The organism is Paenibacillus sp. FSL M7-0420 (assembly GCF_038002345.1).
Lineage (GTDB): Bacteria > Bacillota > Bacilli > Paenibacillales > Paenibacillaceae > Paenibacillus_AQ.
Genome location: NZ_JBBOCJ010000001.1, coordinates 4,447,514 through 4,465,171 on the forward strand (window position 1 = coordinate 4,447,514; position 17,658 = coordinate 4,465,171).

General features: G+C 54.0%; 22 protein-coding genes. 1 reads left to right on the top strand and 21 read right to left on the bottom strand.

Annotation, left to right across the window (positions count from 1 at the left end):
* From panB to MKX51_RS19075, 9 genes are all read right to left on the bottom strand, one after another.
* Complete coding sequence (gene panB, locus MKX51_RS19035) at positions 1-867, bottom strand: 3-methyl-2-oxobutanoate hydroxymethyltransferase (protein ID WP_340993476.1); 867 nt, start codon at positions 865-867, stop codon at positions 1-3.
* 377 nt (positions 868-1,244) lie between these two features.
* Positions 1,245-2,045: a biotin--[acetyl-CoA-carboxylase] ligase gene (locus tag MKX51_RS19040; RefSeq protein ID WP_340993477.1), complete on the bottom strand. Its 801-nt coding sequence runs from the start codon at positions 2,043-2,045 to the stop codon at positions 1,245-1,247.
* Positions 2,038-3,321, bottom strand: a complete 1,284-nt coding sequence (locus tag MKX51_RS19045) for a CCA tRNA nucleotidyltransferase (protein WP_340993478.1) — start codon at positions 3,319-3,321, stop codon at positions 2,038-2,040. Before MKX51_RS19045 ends, MKX51_RS19040 begins: the two co-directional genes overlap by 8 nt.
* 10 nt (positions 3,322-3,331) lie before the next feature.
* Complete coding sequence (gene bshA, locus MKX51_RS19050; RefSeq protein ID WP_340939716.1) at positions 3,332-4,489, bottom strand: N-acetyl-alpha-D-glucosaminyl L-malate synthase BshA; 1,158 nt, start codon at positions 4,487-4,489, stop codon at positions 3,332-3,334.
* 91 nt (positions 4,490-4,580) lie between these two features.
* Positions 4,581-5,285, bottom strand: coding sequence for a bacillithiol biosynthesis deacetylase BshB1 (gene bshB1, locus MKX51_RS19055; RefSeq protein WP_340993479.1), 705 nt, complete (start codon positions 5,283-5,285; stop codon positions 4,581-4,583).
* Positions 5,282-5,707: a methylglyoxal synthase gene (gene mgsA / locus MKX51_RS19060; protein ID WP_036727258.1), complete on the bottom strand. Its 426-nt coding sequence runs from the start codon at positions 5,705-5,707 to the stop codon at positions 5,282-5,284. Before mgsA ends, bshB1 begins: the two co-directional genes overlap by 4 nt.
* Positions 5,708-5,724: 17 nt before the next feature.
* Entirely contained in the window at positions 5,725-6,528 is an 804-nt protein-coding gene (gene dapB, locus MKX51_RS19065; protein WP_340939710.1) for a 4-hydroxy-tetrahydrodipicolinate reductase, read from the bottom strand.
* Between the two features lie 32 nt (positions 6,529-6,560).
* Positions 6,561-7,082, bottom strand: a complete 522-nt coding sequence (locus MKX51_RS19070; protein WP_340939708.1) for a tetratricopeptide repeat protein — start codon at positions 7,080-7,082, stop codon at positions 6,561-6,563.
* Positions 7,083-7,141: 59 nt separating this feature from the next.
* Complete coding sequence (locus MKX51_RS19075; protein ID WP_036698080.1) at positions 7,142-7,471, bottom strand: nucleotide pyrophosphohydrolase; 330 nt, start codon at positions 7,469-7,471, stop codon at positions 7,142-7,144.
* A 167-nt stretch (positions 7,472-7,638) separates the two neighbouring features.
* Between MKX51_RS19075 and MKX51_RS19080 the strand changes: the two genes are divergently transcribed.
* The gene (locus tag MKX51_RS19080) at positions 7,639-8,511 is read left to right on the top strand and encodes a YitT family protein (RefSeq protein ID WP_200869567.1); all 873 of its coding nucleotides are present in this window, start codon (positions 7,639-7,641) and stop codon (positions 8,509-8,511) included.
* Positions 8,512-8,602: 91 nt separating this feature from the next.
* Here the strand turns inward: MKX51_RS19080 and MKX51_RS19085 are convergent, their stop codons facing one another.
* The 12 genes from MKX51_RS19085 to MKX51_RS19140 all read right to left on the bottom strand — a co-directional run bounded on the left by MKX51_RS19085 (position 8,603) and on the right by MKX51_RS19140 (position 17,128).
* A complete protein-coding gene (locus MKX51_RS19085; protein ID WP_340993480.1) occupies positions 8,603-9,502 on the bottom strand; it encodes a sporulation protein YpjB in 900 nt (299 codons plus the stop codon).
* Between the two features lie 55 nt (positions 9,503-9,557).
* Positions 9,558-10,205, bottom strand: a complete 648-nt coding sequence (locus tag MKX51_RS19090) for a DUF1405 domain-containing protein (RefSeq protein ID WP_340939704.1) — start codon at positions 10,203-10,205, stop codon at positions 9,558-9,560.
* A gap of 120 nt (positions 10,206-10,325) precedes the next feature.
* Positions 10,326-11,201, bottom strand: a complete 876-nt coding sequence (locus MKX51_RS19095; protein WP_036727265.1) for a menaquinol-cytochrome c reductase cytochrome b/c subunit — start codon at positions 11,199-11,201, stop codon at positions 10,326-10,328.
* 23 nt (positions 11,202-11,224) lie between these two features.
* On the bottom strand, positions 11,225-11,896 hold the full coding sequence (gene qcrB, locus MKX51_RS19100; RefSeq protein WP_036727267.1) for a menaquinol-cytochrome c reductase cytochrome b subunit: 672 nt from the start codon (positions 11,894-11,896) through the stop codon (positions 11,225-11,227).
* A gap of 5 nt (positions 11,897-11,901) precedes the next feature.
* On the bottom strand, positions 11,902-12,456 hold the full coding sequence (locus MKX51_RS19105) for a ubiquinol-cytochrome c reductase iron-sulfur subunit (RefSeq protein WP_036727269.1): 555 nt from the start codon (positions 12,454-12,456) through the stop codon (positions 11,902-11,904).
* A 221-nt stretch (positions 12,457-12,677) separates the two neighbouring features.
* Positions 12,678-13,103, bottom strand: a complete 426-nt coding sequence (locus MKX51_RS19110) for a DUF2487 family protein (RefSeq protein WP_340939700.1) — start codon at positions 13,101-13,103, stop codon at positions 12,678-12,680.
* 209 nt (positions 13,104-13,312) lie between these two features.
* Complete coding sequence (locus MKX51_RS19115) at positions 13,313-13,492, bottom strand: IDEAL domain-containing protein (RefSeq protein WP_036698090.1); 180 nt, start codon at positions 13,490-13,492, stop codon at positions 13,313-13,315.
* 18 nt (positions 13,493-13,510) lie between these two features.
* Positions 13,511-14,017 (bottom strand): gamma carbonic anhydrase family protein, encoded by a 507-nt coding sequence (locus MKX51_RS19120; RefSeq protein WP_340939699.1) that lies wholly within the window; start codon positions 14,015-14,017, stop codon positions 13,511-13,513.
* 11 nt (positions 14,018-14,028) lie between these two features.
* Positions 14,029-15,117, bottom strand: coding sequence for a hypothetical protein (locus MKX51_RS19125; RefSeq protein WP_340993481.1), 1,089 nt, complete (start codon positions 15,115-15,117; stop codon positions 14,029-14,031).
* Positions 15,118-15,207: 90 nt separating this feature from the next.
* The gene (locus tag MKX51_RS19130; RefSeq protein ID WP_339310367.1) at positions 15,208-15,795 is read right to left on the bottom strand and encodes a histidine phosphatase family protein; all 588 of its coding nucleotides are present in this window, start codon (positions 15,793-15,795) and stop codon (positions 15,208-15,210) included.
* A 149-nt stretch (positions 15,796-15,944) separates the two neighbouring features.
* Positions 15,945-16,388: an anti-sigma factor gene (locus MKX51_RS19135; protein WP_340939697.1), complete on the bottom strand. Its 444-nt coding sequence runs from the start codon at positions 16,386-16,388 to the stop codon at positions 15,945-15,947.
* Positions 16,389-16,540: 152 nt separating this feature from the next.
* Complete coding sequence (locus MKX51_RS19140; RefSeq protein ID WP_209993900.1) at positions 16,541-17,128, bottom strand: RNA polymerase sigma factor; 588 nt, start codon at positions 17,126-17,128, stop codon at positions 16,541-16,543.
* Positions 17,129-17,658: the final 530 nt, after the last annotated feature.

A 17,658-nucleotide genomic window follows, 5' to 3' on the forward strand; every position in this document is an offset into this window, starting at 1 on the left:
TTATTTCGCTCCTTTGCCGGCATTGCCGTATAAAGATTCCAGGACCGTCTCGTCTGCGCTGAACACATGCTCTTCCGCAGGGAATGAGCGGTCTTTCACTTCCTGAACATAGCTGGTGATGCCTTCACGGATTAAAGTGCCGACATCGGCGTAGGTTTTGACGAATTTTTTCTCCCGGTAAGGTGAGGCATACCGCAGTACGTCATGGAACACCAGAACCTGTCCGTCACAGTAGCGCCCGGCACCGATGCCGATGGTCGGTATGCTGACTGCCTTGGAGATGGCTTCTGCCACTTCCTCCGTGACCAGCTCCAGTACCATGCCGAATGCCCCGGCTGCTTCCAGTGCCTTCGCTTCGTCCATCAGCCGCTGCGCATCCTTAGGATCCTTCCCTTGAATCCGGTAGCCGCCGATCATATTGACCGACTGGGGGGTCAGGCCGATATGGCCGAGCACCGGAACGCCAGCAGCTACAACAGCGGACACTGCGGAGCAGATTTCGAGGCCGCCTTCCATTTTGACCGCATGGGCTTGGCCTTCCTGCATCAGTCTGCGCACACCGCGCAAGGTCTCATCCACGCTTCCGTGGTAGGTCATGAACGGCATATCAGCCACTATAAAAGTATTAGGCGCCCCGCGCTTCACCGACCGGGTATGGTAGACCATATCCTCTATGGTAACCGGCAGCGTGGTGTCATAACCAAGCACGACATTTCCCAGGGAATCACCGACCAGAATCAGGTCGATTCCGGCTTCTTCCGCCAGCAGGGCTGACGGGTAGTCATAAGCGGTCAGCATGCTCAGGGGCACACCGTCCGTTTTCATTTTTTTCATCTTGATAATATTCAGTGCGTGTTTGTCTGCCATTGCTCTCATTCCCCTTTTCCATAAAATACGCGGTATCCGCGCAAACAAAAAAACCTTTTAGCATGGTCCGCTAAAAAGGTCCGAAGGGCAAAAAAGAGTCACTCGCGATCGTCCCTTCTGTCTCGGTCCTTACGGCTCAGAGCAGAATCCAACGTAACCGTTACATCCAGTTATGAAGGTACATCCGGTAAACAATTTCCTGTTAAAAGATTGAATTGCGAGAGTACAGCTCGCCATGCGATGCCGCCTCATGAGCACAGTATACCAAAAAAACACAAAAATAAAAACCTTAAAATGTGACATGGCCGCCCTCATGGTCGTGAGGAGCGGCCTTATAGACATGTCTGCAAAGAAGCTGAGGGTGTATGCGGATCAAATTAAATCATTTCAATTTCGCCGGACAGTACACTCACGACCTCACCGGATTCGTTACGTATCAGCAGCCCGCCGTTATCGCTCAGTCCGACAGCAGTGGCTCCGGTGCGGCCTTGGGGAGTATTCACACATACCTGACGCCCCAGTGTCACCGACATTGACTCCCACAGCTCCTTCACGGGCTGGAAGCCTTGCTCCAGATAGACACGATACAAATATTCGAGTTCCTCCAGCACGGCTTCCGCAAGCCTTGTGCGGTCTACAGGAATGCCCCCGCCTTCGATCAGCAGCGATGTACCGATCCCGCGCAGCTCCTTCGGGTAGTCATCCTCCGTCAAATTCGCAGCGATGCCGATACCGGCGATGCAATAATGCAGCCCGCCTTCGCGAAGCGAGGATTCCAGCAGGATTCCGCAGATTTTGCGGCCGCCGGCAAGCAGGTCATTCGGCCACTTGATGCCGGCTGGCACCCCGGTAACCTCACGGATTGCTGTGCAGACAGCCACTCCGGCGAGCAGCGTCAGCTGCGGAGTCAAAGCCAGCGGCAGATCCGGACGCAGCACCAGGCTCATCCAGATGCCTTTGCCGTGGGGGGAGTGCCATTTGCGGCCCATCCGCCCGCGCCCGCCGGTCTGCGCTTCGGCCATGACCGTTGTTCCCTCCGGGGCGCCGCCTTCGGCAAGTATTTTGGCTTCCTCCTGTGTGGAACCGACAGTATCCAGCCGCTGAATTCCTTTGGCCCACCCGGGAACGAACGCCTCCCGTTTCAACACGCCGGAATGCTGCGCATGACCGCTATTCATCTCTATCCATCCTTTGCGCTGCTTGCAGCAGTAATTGGTTGTCATTGGCAAGGTCACCTGCCGCGACAGCCAGCAGAAGCTGGTTCAGCAATACGCCCAGCCACGGGCCGGGACGCTTCTCCAGCGCCGCTGTCACCTCATGGCCGCTCACCGCCAGCTCAGCGAGCGTACGGATCGGCATCTCTGCGGTCCAGGACCGCAGGAGGCTGGTGGTGACAGGAGACGCGGCTTCAGCCCCCGCCGCATCAAGCACCGTCAGCCACCCTTCGGCGGCTGACTGGCCCTGGCCCAGCACGGCGGCGATCCACCGCCGCCGCAGCCGCTCCCCGGCGCCGGAAGCCTCCGGCCGCGCCGAGAGCAACGCCGCGTCCCAGGCTTCGCGGACGCGGAGCACGGCGACGACGCCAGTGCGCGTCGCCCCCGGGAACGTCCATGCCCGCAGGAGCTCATCGGCGCACTGCGCCGACGATCCCAGGGCATGCAGCAGGAGCGCCCAGCGCAGGCGGGCGCTCTCCAGGTTCCCGAGACCGGCGAGGCGGGCGGCGGCAGCCGCCAGGTCCCTGCCGGTCCAAGGGAACGGCGCTTTGCCGCGCGGCAGCAGGCCGCTGCGCAGCAGGAGCCCCAGCCCGCGCTGCGGGTGCGGGCCTTCCAGGATGCGCTCCACCTCGGCGCGCACCCGCTCCACAGCAATATGCGCCAGCTTGTCACGCTGGCGCAGCAGACCGCGCCAGGTATTCTTCGCAATCGCGAAATCCAGCACGGAAGCAAAACGTACGCAGCGCAGCATCCGCAGCGCATCCTCCTCGAAGCGTTCCTCCGCTTCGCCTACACAGCGGATCACGCGAAGCTTGAGATCCCGCTCTCCCCCGAAAGGGTCAATCCGCCCTCCGTCAAGGCCGCAGCAGATGGCATTGATCGTGAAGTCACGGCGGCGGAGATCCTCCCGCACATCCCTGACGAAGACGACATGCTCCGGACGCCGGTGATCGGCATAGCCGCTCTCCGTCCGGTAGGTCGTAACTTCCAAGCTGTAGCCCTCCTGCAGCACAGTGATCGTGCCATGTGCCAGTCCGGTAGGGACACAGCGCGGAAACAGGGCCATCACCTCCTCCGGCAGTGCGGAGGTAGTGATGTCTATATCATGCACCGGACGGCCCAGCAGCTCATCGCGCAGGCAGCCGCCGACGAAATAAGCTTCATGACCGCCTGCCAGCAGGCCGGCAACAACAGTCCCGGCGGCTTCGGCCATGCCGGGTGGTGCCATTCTCCATTCCATAACGGACTCCTTACCCCCGGATCGGGTCTAATCCGGATACCTTGCGCCCAAGCACACGGTAATAGATATCTTCATATTGGTTGGTGATCATATCTCTGCTGAAATCATTACAGGACCGCTCCAGACAAGCGCGCCGGAAGCTCTCAGCCATTGCTGCATCCGAGAGCAGCCGGATGGCATACTCTGCCATCGATTCTGTATCGCCGACTGGCGCAAGGAATCCGGTCTTGCCATGCTGAATCAGCTCCGGAATCCCCCCGGCCTGTGAGCCGATAGTCGGAACGCCGCAGGCCATCGCTTCCAGGGCGACCAGCCCGAAGCTCTCCTTCTCAGAAGGCAGCAGCAGCAGGTCTGCCAGCGAGATCACCTGGGCAATCTCGTCCTGCTTACCCAGGAAGCGGACATGATCGTCGAGGCCCATCTCGCTGATCTTGGCTTGAATCTTAGGCAGGTCAGGGCCTTCGCCGACCAGCAGCAGCTTGGAAGGCACCTGCCGGTTCACCTTGGCGAACACATCCACCACATCACTCACCCGCTTGACCGGGCGGAAATTGCTGATATGCATAAGAATCTTCTCATCCGGGGCCGCGAAGTCGCCGCGCAGATCCGTTACATCCCGGGGATAATAGACACGCTTATCCACGAAATTATAAGTCAAATCGATTTCACGCGTAATATCAAGCGCCCTGCGAGTCTCCTTGATCAGATCACGGGAGACTGCGGTCACCGCATCACTCTCGTTAATGCCCAGCCGGATCAGATCCTTCAGGGATTCATCCTGGCCCAGTACTGTAATATCCGTACCATGCAGCGTGGTAACCACTTTGATATCATTACCAAGGATCTGCTTGGCCAGAAAAGCACATACCGCATGCGGAACCGCATAATGCACATGGAACAGATCCAGATTTTGCATTTTGGCTACCTGCGCCATCTTGGTCGCCAGCGCCAGATCATATGGCGGATAGCGGAATACATAATAATCGTTAACCTCTACCTCATGGTAAAAGATATTTTTCTGAAACGTTCCCAGCCGAAACGGGATGCTGTGGGTAATAAAGTGAACCTCATGGCCTTTTTCAGCCAATAGCTTGCCCAGTTCAGTTGCCACCACGCCCGAGCCGCCAAGAGAAGGATAACAAGTGATGCCTATCTTTAGCCGCTCCATAGCTCCGCCCCTTCATTTAACTTAGCTCTATTACTTCAAGTAACGATATGAATTAATTATAGTTGTTTTCCGGGCTTTGTCGAGTGGCGCCTTATCCGCGTGCAGCACTGAACAGATCTACAGTATACGGTACCTTACCGGCGAACCCTTCGGCATAAGGAATGAGCCTCCGCTGGCCGAGCAGCATGTCTCTGGAACGGACGCGCTCGATATACCCTTCCGTCAATGGCGTTGCAACGGCATCATCACCCGGAGCGAGTCCAAATTGGGAACGGTAGCAGGACAATGCCTGCTCCTTCAGCGGATACTGCGCAGTCACATCTACGATTAGATCCGTCCGTCCGAGATCATTAATGAAGTAGAAATATAATTGCGGCTCGGGGATAGCGGGCTTGTCCGGCATATATTTGCGCAGCTTGGCATTAAATACCGCTTCCTCCACCAGCTTACTGCAGGCAATATGATCAGGATGGCGGTCTTCCCAGTAAGGGGCAAATACCATAGACGGGGCATAGCGGCGGATTTCCGCTGTCACAGCCGCCAAATGGTCCTCTGTCATATACAGGCCGCGGTCAGGCAGCCCCAGATTACTCCGCACCGCAGCGCCCAGCACTGCGGCAGCCTGCTGTGCTTCCTGTTCCCGCAGCTCCACCGTGCCGTTCGAGGACATCTCTGCCCGGGTCAGATCGCACATTCCTACCTTGAAGCCGGCAGCAGTATGCTTGGCAATCGTCCCTGCCATGCCGATCTCGGCATCATCTGCATGCGCGCCGAATACCAGAATGTCAAGCTTCATGACTCGTCCACACCCGGCTTGTATTTATGTACCAGCTCACGCCAGCCGAAATCCCCCCGGTCAATAGCCTTCACCAGAATTTCTGCTGTAGCAATATTCGTGGCCACAGGAATCCCGTACACATCGCACAGACGGAGCAGCGCTGTAATATCCGGTTCATGCGGCTGGGCCATCAGCGGGTCACGCAGGAAAATAATTAAATCCAGCTCATCCGTAGCCACCATCGAGCCGATCTGCTGGTCGCCGCCAAGCGGCCCCGACATGTAACGGTGAATGGAGAGCTTGGTCACTTCCATGATACGCTGGCCCGTGGTTCCGGTGGAGAATAATTTATGACCTTCAAAAACATGCTCATAAGCAGTTACGAAATTAACCATTTCATCTTTTTTGCGGTCATGTGCGATAAAAGCAATTTTCAACATTCTGTTTCTCTCCCCGTCTATTCTATAAAATGCTCAAAACCGTAAATCAAGCCGGTATAGCCCATCACCTTTTGAATCCCGAGCTTGACTCCAGGCATATACCCCGCGCGCTCATAGGAGTCATGACGGATCTTCAGCGACTGTCCGAACCCGCCGAATACAACCTCCTCCTGGGCAAAAACACCCGGAAGACGCACACTGTGAATACGGAAGCCGTTATAATACCCGCCGCGTGAGCCTTCAATAATCTCTTCTTCCTCCGGATGTCCCTGGCGGAGCTCCTGCCGCGCCTCAGAGATCATCTCTGCCGTCTTAATCGCTGTTCCTGAAGGAGCATCCAGCTTCTGGTCTCCGTGATATTCGATAATTTCGAGATGAGGGAAATACTTTGCGGCCTGGGCAGCGAACTTCATCAGCAGAATCGCACCGATGGAGAAGTTAGGCGCAATCAGTCCGCCGATTCCCTGCTCCTCGCATTGCTTGTCCAGCCCGGCGATCTGCTCCGGCGTGAAGCCTGTGGTACCGATAACCGGACGGACGCCGTACTTGACCGCCAGCGCAGTATTGCTATATGCAGAGTGTGGAATCGTAAAATCCACCATTACATCGGCCTCTGTGTCTGCAAGCGCAGTCTCCAGATCCGAAGTCACAACTACACCGCAATCCTCAAGGCCAGCCAGCCGGCCGGCATCACTGCCATGTGCAGAGCGGTCAACCGCTGCCGCCAGCTCAAGTTCATCATCCTGCAATACCAGCTTCACAACCTCTTTGCCCATTCTGCCTCCAGCTCCGGAGACAATAACTCTGATCTTGTCACTCAAATGAATTCTCCCCGCTTTCCCTGGCTCTGTTATTATTGTATATAGTGTTGCAGCGATTTCTGCAGATCCTTCATCAGCAGACGCAGTCCGCTGTCATCCGGGTGCAGCGACATGACTTCCTTCAATACTGCAATCGCCTGCAGATGTTCATTCATCCGGCTGTGCGCAATCGCCAGCCATACATAAGCATCCCCGTAGAGAGGGTCAAGCGATACGGCTTCCTTCAGCAGCGTAATCGGATGGTACGGATTCACACTGTCCGCTGCTTCATCCTCCAGCAGCCGCTTCGCTTCCTGCACAAGCTTAAGAGCCTGCAGATGCTGAAGATGCAGCTGATACTCCGGTTTGGTTCCATCCAGTCTGCGTGCGGCTACAGCATGTTCAAGCGCTTTGTCCAGCATGCCGCTGCGGGCATAGGTAATAGCGCAGCGGTATCTGACTTCCGCATCATCGGGACTTGCGGCAATGGCCGCCTCAAACAAGGTGATGGCCTCAGCAAAGTCACTGCGGAGTATCGAGCGGTAGGCCGCTTTTACATAATCATTATGGTCCATATCCTCACCATCCTTACGGCTAAATCCCGTTCGTTTGGTACAGCATATGTAGCATAGGCCTAATCGGTGTTTTTGGGCGTCCAGCGCCCGGCATCACGCGTATTGAATTTGTGCATAACCTTATTATGGGCCTCAGTTAAGTCGATACCGAGTGAATTGGCGAAACAAACGGTAATGAAGAGAATGTCGCCCAGCTCCAGCTCAATCGAATTATCGGCTTCATCCGCTTTTTTCGGCTTTTCGCCGAATTGATGGTTGACTTCGCGCGCCAGCTCCCCGACTTCCTCGGACATCCGGGCCAGCATCGACAGCGGACTGAAGTAGCCTTCTTTAAACTGTGAGATATAGGCATCCACCTCACGCTGAATGTCACCAAGACTTTTATCCATAAATTGTCGTTTCACCCCCGTGTGTTCTTGCCTTCTGTTTGCCCCTATGTTATCGTAAAGACGTTTTGAAGACAAATCTTTTTTGCAATGCCGCCTGGAGCTAACATGCTCTCCGGGGGGATCATTACATATAAATTGCCCATTTAGAGGCGTAGGCGAGGGATGTTATGAGTTCAACCATTAAAATCAGCACAGTCAGCAAAACAGTGGCCCCCATCATGCTGGGCACGGCCATCTACGCATTCGGACTCCTGTATTTCATCATTCCCAACCAGCTGATGGAGGGCGGAGTTACCGGGATTACCATCCTGCTCAATTACGCCTTTAACATCCCGATCTTCTTAACGACACTGCTGCTGAACCTTCCGCTCTTTCTGCTCGGCTGGAAGGTGCTCGGGGCGAATCAGATCGTCTATACCGGACTCGGCATCGGCTCGCTGTCTTTTTTCCTCTGGTTATTCGAGCGGATGATTAAGGCAGGCTGGATTGTGACGTTCAGTACCGAGCATGATTTTATTCTTGCTTCATTATATGCAGGGGTTACCCTGGGTCTGGGTCTGGGGATTGTCTTCCGCTTCGGGGGCACCACCGGGGGTGTAGATATTGTGGCACGGATACTCGGACGCAAGTTCGGCTGGAGTATGGGACAGATTATTCTGGCCGTGGATATCATCATTATCGGGGCTTCCCTGCTCTACATTCCCCGTGAAAAAATACTGTATACGCTCGTGGCGGTCTTCATCGCCTCACGTGTAATTGATTTCATCCAGGAAGGGGCGTACGCCGCCAAAGCCTTCACCATCATCAGCGACGAGGCTCCGCAGATTGCAGAGCTGATCACCGTAGAAATGGATCGAGGCGTTACCTTAATCCCGGCGATCGGCGCTTATTCCAAGCAAGCGAAGCATATGGTCTATTGCGTGGTCTCCAGACAGGAGATCCGCCGGCTAAGCCTGCTGGTGAAGTCAGTGGACCCTAAGGCCTTCGTCATTATCAGTGAGGTTCATGACGTTCACGGCGAAGGCTTCCGGGAGACCTGAACTATACACACATAAGGACGGACCCCACAAGCCGGCAATGGCTGCTTGTGGGGTCCGCCCTCTTTGTATCCTCTGTTGCCGCCGCTCAACCCTACACGGTTTTTAAATTCCCCTTCTGGCCGCGGTACTTACGGTAAGCTGTATACACGAGCACCGTAAGGATGAACGCGCCTGCCAGCAGGGCCCAGCCCCCGTATTGCTGCGGAGCCAGCGGCAGAGACAGGACCGGCTCGCTGCGGTCCTTGCCGAACATCACTCTTGCTGCATCCTGCCCATAGGATACAATCTCCAGCAGGCGTGCCCGTTCCACGGGCTGCTCCGAGCCTGCAACCCCACCTGCGTAAGACATCCAGGAATCAAAGCTGCTCACCGCCTCAGCAGGCCGGGAGATGATCACCGCAGGCCGGATATTCGCATACCGGCTCTGAAGTCTTGCCAGCGCCGCTGTCCAGCTCTTGAGATCATTCGCGGCGGCGCTTTGCTCCATATCGTTCAGATCCTCACGGACCAGCTTATAGTACTGCAGCCACATGGGCTGGCGGGGGTGATTCAGGCTGTTAGCGGCAAGCCGCAGCTTCGCCGCAGCCGCTTCCCATCTCTCCGGGGACGGCTGGGCCGCAGCCAGTGCCGACTTCATGTCCAGGATCACAGAGGATAGTGCATTGACCCCCTCTACTGAGGTCATCCCTTCAAAGGACGAAGAGATGAAGATCTGAGAGACCTCCTCTGCCTCCTGGCGGGCCTTCAGCACATCGCCTTCAAGCACATAGCCGTACAGAGCTTCCGCAGCCTGCTCCAGCCGCTGCGCTCCGCTTCTGGCCGTGAGAGCAGCGGGATCACTGGGCACACTTCCGGCTGCTTCTATGTAAGCTGTACTTCCCTGGTCTGCAGCGGCATCCCCTGCTTCAGCCTGAACACGGCCTCCGCTGATACCGGCCAGCAGCCAGTACAGCATGATTCCTGACAGTATGATTACTTTTCTGCGCGGCATAAGACATCCCTCCCACCTTAATGTATGGCGGAAGGACAAGAGTTAGAACAGAGGCTCAGTGCTTCATGGCAGTTCTGTCCGGAAGTGCAGGACGTCTTGTCCGGCCGCAGAACAGCCAGGCAGCAGCCGTACTGAACAGTGTAAGCCCCATGGTGAAGTACTGAACAGCGGTAAGATCATCATCAAGCACAGAAGGCAGCCAGGGATACACGCCTTGTGAATAATCCACTACATCATTAGCGAACGTCCACGCAAGCGCCACAGGCAGCATTCTCCGGAAGGTGAAGAACCGGGCATAGATCAGAGCTTCCACGGCCATTCCGGTATGGGAGATCATCAGCATCCAGTCCTTCCAGGTGAGGGAATCTCCCTGATAACCGCCGGCCACAATGATGCTGACCGCCCATATTCCGTACTTCACAGAGGTTAGGACTGCCAGCGCTTCAATCAGCTCACGCACCAGCGTCCCTGTAAGCCCTCTTGGCGGATACAGCAGCAGCAATAATGCAGCCGTGAAGAACAGACTGGCCGTAGGGCTGTCAGGAACGAACGGCAGGAGCCAGAGCGGTTCATTCTGCGCCGTGAATGTGAGCTGGTTGCCGTACCACATATATCCGTAGACCGTTCCGAGCAGATTCACGATAAACAGCAGCCATATTATTCTCCGGTCCCTAAATAACTTCTCAAACCAATGACCCGGCATATGTACAACTTCCCCCCGACTGTAGCAGCTTCATTTCAATACAACACTGATTTCATTAGAACTCTTATGACATAACAAAGACCTGAGCGCATACACGATCAGGTCCTGCGTTACTTTATTTTACTGTCCGCTTTTTTGTTTGGCAAGCCAGCCGGCCAGCTCATCGATATCCTGCTCGGTCAGCCCTGCTCCCATAGCTGTCTCCACCATTGGCGGCATCTGACCCTTACCTTCTTTTATAATAGTAAGAATCGCCGCCTTATCATGCTTATCGCCTACACCCCGAAGCGAAGGAAAACTGCCGGAGCCCTTCATATCTACCGCATGGCAGGTTATACAGGTTGCTTGCTTATAGAGTGCCATCGCCGGATCATCCTTGTCCACAATGGCAATATCCTTCGGCTTGACGGCGCTGGTGGTTGGCAAGCCCGCCGCCCTGTTCTCGGCCGCTTTCTCCTCGCGCTGAACATCCTCTGGAATCTGGCCGGTTTCAGCCATCTCATGCTTGTATTCTGTCCAGGCTGTGTTGGTCAAATAGACGATTGCCGCGAGGGACAGGAACATCAGCGAGGACGCAATCGGTCTGCGGTAGAACCGCCGTTCGGGGCCGGTATCCAGGAAAGGCGCCAGCAGCAGCGCCCCGAAGGCCACGCCTGTCACGCCCAGCGTTCCCAGCACGATATAGTCACCTGATGCATAAGGAAGCTTCAAATACTGATAGAGAAAGAGAAAATACCAGTCGGGAATCGGAATTACCGTTGCTGCCGGATTGGCAGGGAACCCGAGTGGAGCCGGCTCCGAGATGGTCAGAACCAGGATTCCCACCAGCACCACTACGCCAACCATCCATTCCTTGAGCAGAAAGTTAGGGATAAAGGCTTCCGATTTGCCCGGATACGCCGTATAATCCGGCGGGGTAATGAATCCGTTTCCTCTGCGGACCCGGGAATCCCCGACGAATATCACCTTCTCTTTGGAGTCGTCTCCGTGTGCCATGACCGTGCCTCCTATACGTTATTTTACAGCGGACCGGATATGCCTTGTCTGCGGATCATAATGAAGTGCCCGACAAGCAGTATAAGCAGAACCGCCGGGAGGAAGAATACATGTAAGGCGAAGAACCGGGTCAGCGTCTCGGCGCCGGCAATGCTGCCGCCTTGCATCAGCTCCTTGAGCACCGGTCCCATGAACGGAACCGAATTGGCGATCTCCAATGTAACCTTGGTGGCGAAGTACGCCTTATTGTCCCATGGAAGCAGGTAACCGGTAAGTCCCAGTCCCAGCATGACAAAGAAAATCAGCATCCCAACTACCCAGTTCATCTCGCGCGGGGCCTTATACGAACCGGTGAAGAACACACGCATCGTATGAAGGAACATCATGACAATGACGAGACTCGCGCCCCAGTGGTGCATGCCGCGGACGATTTTACCGAAGGCGACCTTGGTCTGCAGGTATTCCACGCTGGCGTAGGCATTAATGATATCCGGGACATAATACATGGTCAGAAACATTCCTGAGAGGATCTGTATTACAGTGATGAAGAAGGTTAGTCCGCCGAAGCAGTAGACAAAGGCTGAAAAGTGGTGTGCGGGATTGACATGCTCGGGGACCTCGTGGTCGGCAACATCTCTCCAGATCGGTGTAATATCCAGACGTTCGTCAATCCAGTTATATACGTTTTTGAACACGCCGTTCACGCCTCCTTCGCCGAAACAGTATTAGGGACGATTTCACCGAGATATACCCAGCCTCCGTCAATCTTGGTGGTGTACTGGTCCAGCGGCTTGGCAGCCACGGCCAGTTGCCGGCCCTGCTTCGTATAGCGGGCGCCATGGCAAGGGCAATGATATTCATCGGGATGCGCCTTGTTGTTATTCCAGCCTACAGTGCAGCCCAGATGCTTGCAGATCGGTGAAAGCGCATAAATATCTCCGTTCGCGTCCTTACGGATCCACGCCGTAAGCATCGCTGTACTGGCATACCATCCGTCCTGCTGCGGAAGCTCGAAGGTGAACTCCTGGGGCTCTTCTGTAATTTTGGACGCTTCTGCTACCTTGATGAATTCTCCCTCGCCTTTTTTCTGCAGAATCGGATCTACAGCAAACCGGACCATCGGCAAGATAACTCCGGCACCCATAAAGGCGGTAGCCCCTCCTAGTGTGTAGGTCAAAAACTGTCTGCGTGACATCTCGTTTCGGCTGGGCGGTTCTTGCGGAAGTGACTCTTCTTCTTCATTAAGGCTGCTCATACTGTATGTAACCCCCTTTTCAAAATGTGAGAAGGCACCTGCAGAGTTGTTGCATAGGTATTTTAGGTAAAAAATCCGTTTTCAATGAAAAATATCACAGTTCATATAAGTTCATCCTAATCATAGCTTAGGGTCTAAAACCCGTCAAGAATATTGTCTAAATTGTGACAGGCGTTTAAGGCCGTTTTTTGATAAATTGTTGATTTTCCGTCACATTTAACTCATTTTTCATTCTGCCACAGAGCCTGGATTTCACTCCGCACATATGCGCTTACCGGGGCTCTCGTATCGGCAGCTATCTCAGGCAGGCAAAGGAGTAAATCGCTTTCAAATACCTCCTCCCTGCGCAGCCCCTCATTGGCAGACATCACGATCGCGTACTGGAAGCCACTGGATTTGACTTTCCGGCAAAGTTCATTCAACAAAGCTGTCATTCCAGGCCCTGCATACTGTACCGCCGGATAAGTCACGACCCGCCCCTTGTAAGGTTGTTCGGCCAATTCCAGGAAATCACGCTGCCGTTCAAGTAACTTAACTGTCTCAGGCGGAGTCTCCGTGCCTTGAAGTCCGCTATAAGGAATAATGCAGGTATCATAGTATTGTCCATCGGTCTCCCAGGCTCTACTGTCAAAATCACTGAATTTCATAGATTCGCCCCCTCTAGCCGCATCCCGCAGCATGAATGTTCACTTTAAAAGCATCATAAACAAGTGTATACGGCTTGGCAATCCTTATATAGCAAAATAACCCCACAAAGTGGGGCTTTAGCTTAGATGATGACTCAGGTACTTTGCGGGGACCCCAAAACATATAAATTCTTATCTTCCAAAAAAAGAAATGCGCCAGGCGCATTTCTCTATGCCAAACTTTTCAGTTCTTCAGTCAGATTCCGGAAAGCCGCCTCATCACCAGCAGCCAGCGCCGTGTCGATCTTCCGGTACAACATGTCGGTACGACGCTTTCTTAACGCTTCATCCCACACCATTTCCGCAGCTAGCCCCAGCATCACTTCATAAGTAGCCTTCATTTTGTCCATTCGATACACCTCCGCTGTTTAAGAAATTCCGTATTCCAATGCTTTTTTCACATAGCTTTCACTTGTGCGTGCCATCCTCAGCAGATCCTGCTCAGTCAATTCACGGACCACTTTGGCCGGTGTGCCCAAGGAGAGCGTGTACGGAGGAATGATTGTGTTCTCGGTTACAATGGAGCCGGCTCCTACTAAAGCATATTCACCAATCTCTGCTCCGTTCAGTACAATTGCACCCATTCCGATTAATGTGCCCTTGCCTATCCGGCAGCCGTGGATGATTGCTGAATGCCCGACCGAGATGTCATCCTCCAGCACCAGCGGCAATCCGTCCGCCACATGGCCGACCACACCGTCCTGGATATTGCAGCGCTCCCCGATGATCACCGGCGCCAGGTCACCGCGAAGTACAGCGTTGAACCAGACACTGGATTGTTTGCTTATTCTTACATCGCCAACGAGCTTAGCGCCTTCCGCCACATAGACCGTTTCGTCAAGCTGCGGTATGTAACTCCCATAGGCAATCCGCATCTCTCTCCTCCTTACCTGAGCAGATGCTTCGGCACAGCCGCTTCACATCCCCAGGGTGTCATCATGGCCACTGTTCCTGCGGGTTCCTCACCAAGCTTAAGCATGCCCAGATGCAGCATCATCCGCAAGATTCGCTGTTCGAGAATGGAAGCGGCATCATCGTAATAAAAGGGCTTGATCAGCCAGCCGATTCCTTCTGACAGCGAGGCTGTGGTCACCCATCTGCCGGCACTTAGACTAATCCAGTAGACCAGCGAAGGCAAATTGGGAATAGCCCCTTTATACAGTCTTAACCAAAAGGAGAATAACTGCATCAGCTTTTCCGATTTCCCCTCCGCCAGAAAATGCTCGCCTGCCGCTGTAAGCTGCAGCCTGTAGCCCTCCTCGGAGATCCAGCGGCGGTGGCGGGCATAATCGTACAGCAGGGCAAATCTCGGCGGATAATGCTCACAAGCCCTGCCGTAGCCGAACCTCCAGCCGCCCTTGCCGAGTAAAGGCTCTGCAATCTGCAGCGCATTCATCACTCCCTGCTGATTGCGCTTATAGAGCGCGCCTTCCTGGTTCAGTTCAGGCTCATTCTCCTTCACATACCGCAGGAACAGCAGCAGATCTCCGGCCAGTAAATCCCCCTCTCCCCTGTACACCGCCGGCTCCGGGCCCGGAACAATCCGCTCCTGCAAATACTGTCCCATCTGCTCACGGAAGCGCTTCTTCAGATCCAGCGGCACCTGGAACAGATACCGGCTCTGCTGGGAAGCTCCGCTGAACAGCCAGCCGCTGTTCTTAAGCCGGCTGACCAGCTCGCGGTAGTCACCGCTTTTGCCGGGCGGGGCATCGAAGGATGCCTGCCTGGCCGCAGCCAGCAGATCCTCCAGGCTGAAGTGGCTGCGTTCATCGAAGAGCAGGCTGTTCAGCAACCGCAGCTCTCCTGGGGAACTCCCCTTAATATGGGACTCCATGAACTCCCGGCTGCCTAAGGTGATCAAAATATTCTGAATCAAATCATGTTTGGAATTCCGTTTGCATTCACACTGATAGCGTCCCGCAATGGCGGTCAGCTGACCAATGTCTGCATAAGTGAGCATATCCGCCAGATTCATCTCTCATCGCCTCACTGTTTTACTACCATTATGGGAAATACAGCCCTTTTTATTCCTTCTGCCGCAAAAAAAATAACCCGAAGGGTCGGGTTAATGCTGTTTTTGTAAAATATGACGGGTACAGTTGTACAATAAAGGATTCCATTCCTGCTCGTTCTTCTCCAGAATCGTGAGTGAGAGATTGCCGAGCCGTTCCGAATATTTGTCTTTGTAGAGTGCGGTGTAGAGCTGTGCAAGGAATCCTCCATGGGAGATGACCAGGACATTCTTACCCGGGAACCGGGCCGTAATATCCTCCAGGAACGCAAGTCCCCGGACCTGAAGCGCCTCATCGCTCTCCTGTCCCAGAGACAGCAGCTTCCAATCCTTGCCCCACTTGGCTTCACGGGCTTCGGCTGTCATGCCCTCCACCTGGCCGTAGGCTCGCTCACGGATACGGTCATCCGGCTCAAGTAAAGGAATGCCCAGCTTGGCCGCTACGATCTTGCCGGTCTCTGCTGCACGGGACAGACTGCTCGTAATACAATAGTCCCAGTGATACGGCTCCTGCAGCAGCCGGTCACCCAGCATCTCAGCCTGCCGCCTGCCTTCATCATTCAGTGGAATATCACTTTGTCCCTGAATTTTACCTACTGCATTCCAATCCGTCAGCCCATGGCGTATTAAGCCGATCAGCATCGCCTATCACCGTTCCCTTCCCTATTTATGTTTGCTTAATAATGTAACACGAATGAAAACAAATGTCTTCTTTTTTAGAACAAGTGGAAACACATACATTCTTGTATTCAAATCAAAAACCCTCTTCTCCATGCTCGGGAAGGGGGTTCTCATTGTCTGCGGTACCGGTTCAGACGGACCAGCAGGAATATGGATAATCCGACGCCCAGCGTCGACAATACCATCCAGTACTGCGGATGTGCAGGGCCCATACTGGCCACCAGCGGCTCAATAATCCCGCCCTCAGACTCTACCGGATAGGAAGAAGACCAGTCCAGGGTTAAGCCTGCCACACCTGTCTCGACGATCCCGCTCTGTGCCGCCGTCGTATTCGAGGGGGTCTTGAACACGGTGAAATATAGGAAGCTTGAGATAAACACCGCTAAGAAACAGGCAATCCAGAGGCTTAAGCGATGCCGGAATACTGTAGAACTCCCCGCAGACTTCCCGTCACCGGGCATAAGCCAGGGGCTCTCCAGATAGATCCGCTCCATCACCTTACTGTTAATCGCTTCTGCCCGCTCATCGCTGACATCGAATCTTGTATCCTGCATAAGCTCACTGGTCTCCTGCCACAGCGCCCATTCGGCACTGCAGTAGGAGCAGGTTGCGATATGTCTCTCAAGTCTAATCCGCCTGGGATCTGTGGGGGGAGCGTCCCACAAGTGTGGAATGGAATCCTGCGCTTCCCTGCAATTCATAGGCCTTACACCCTCTCAGCCTGCTCTTCAACGTCAGGCTCATAGAAATAGGATTCGAGCTGGAGCTTCACACTGCTCCTTGCCCGGAACAGCAGTGACTTCACTGAACTGACGCTCTGATCCAGAATCACGGCAATTTCCTGGTAATCCATCTGATCATATTCACGCAGAATCAGCGCGGAGCGCTGCTTCTCCGGGAGATTGTTAATCGCTTCGCGGACGAGCTCCATCCGTTCCTTGCGCAGTGCTGCCTGTTCCGGGGCAACATCAAGCGGTGCCACAGGTGTATAGCCGCTCTCTTCAAGCGACACATTCCCGGCACGGTTCTTGCGAAGCTCACTGAGCACTGTATTGCGGGCAATGGTGTACAGCCATGTGGAGAAAGAAGCATCCACTTCCCGGAAGGAATGAAGACTCCGGAAGGCTTTGTAGAAGGTCTCTGAACAGAGGTCTTCGGCAATCAGCTCCATATGGGAGTTCTTCAGCATGTGGTACACAAAAGCCAATATCTTGCGTTGATATCGTCGCATGAGTTCCGAATATAATTCTGTATCGCCTTGCTTGATTAGCTGGATCAACTGGGAATCCGTCATGGTGAGTCGGCCCTCCTCGCCCTTGCACGTGTAATCCCGTCCGGTCCGTATCTACTTATACCGGGCAGGTAACAAAAAGTTGCGGCATACCTTCATTTTTTGCAGCACAAAAATCCAATCTTCCTATGTATATTCAACTTACCGTTATTTAAGGCTTCCAACCTTCAATTCCTTTTGTAGACAGAAGAATGGCAGCATTCTCCTTACAGGACAACACAGCCCGTCTCCACTTGTTCAGCAAGCGGTTACCTATACTTGGAAGGAATCTATAAACATACTTAACCCAGTATAGCATAGTTTCTAACGGGAGGAAATTAATAGACTTTGAGAGATGCGCAGACAGTCCGATGAAAGCGGTCTTTTTTTCTTTAAATAAAGTGTTGACAATATGTAAACGGATACATATAATAAAAGTACAGTATGGTTTCTCTCCACTCCTATCCAAACACTACACGGTTCCAAGAAATTGTGAACTGTAACCGCTTATTATGTAAGCGGTCTTTTTTTTGTCCATTTTTACGAACATTTGG